This is a genomic window from Streptococcus sp. HMSC078H03, assembly GCF_001808655.1.
In the GTDB taxonomy this organism is placed as follows: Bacteria; Bacillota; Bacilli; order Lactobacillales; family Streptococcaceae; genus Streptococcus; species Streptococcus salivarius_G.
The window spans coordinates 1-382 of the sequence record NZ_KV794108.1 but is presented as its reverse complement, the minus strand read 5'-3'; the positions used below and the strand labels follow the sequence as shown (position 1 = coordinate 382).

At 43.5% G+C, this 382-nt stretch carries 1 protein-coding gene and 1 pseudogene; both read right to left on the bottom strand.

All coding sequences use genetic code 11. The annotated features are described in order from the left end of the window. On the bottom strand, window positions 1-236 hold a 236-nt coding region (locus HMPREF2607_RS05925; RefSeq protein WP_148130153.1), incomplete at its 3' end, for an ABC transporter permease subunit. 11 nt (window positions 237-247) lie between these two features. Then, window positions 248-382: pseudogene (locus tag HMPREF2607_RS05920) on the bottom strand (amino acid ABC transporter permease); the annotation flags it as partial.

The following is a 382-nucleotide window of genomic DNA, read 5'->3' as shown; positions in this document are numbered from 1 at the left end:
TTGAGTTGGAAGACCAGGAAGATAATGAAAATCCAAAGCAAGTTAGGAACATTACGGACGAACTCAACGTAGATAGAAGCAATCCAACGCAGAATAGGATTCTTTCCGTTACGCATCACCGCCAGAATAGTTCCGAACAGGGTAGATAGCACGATGATGAAGAAAGACAAGTAAAGAGTCGTCCACATCCCTTGTGCCAAGAATTTAAGGTTAGTAGCTGATAAAACTTCTGACATAATGGACCTCCTTAGTAAGCTTTCTTATTCTCTTCTTCTTTACGACGTGCCCATGTAGCTAGAGGGAAACACATGATAAAGTAGAGGAAGGCAGCCCCAGCAAAGGCCGGCACATAGTTAGTGGTATCATAAGCCCAAGCCTTAGC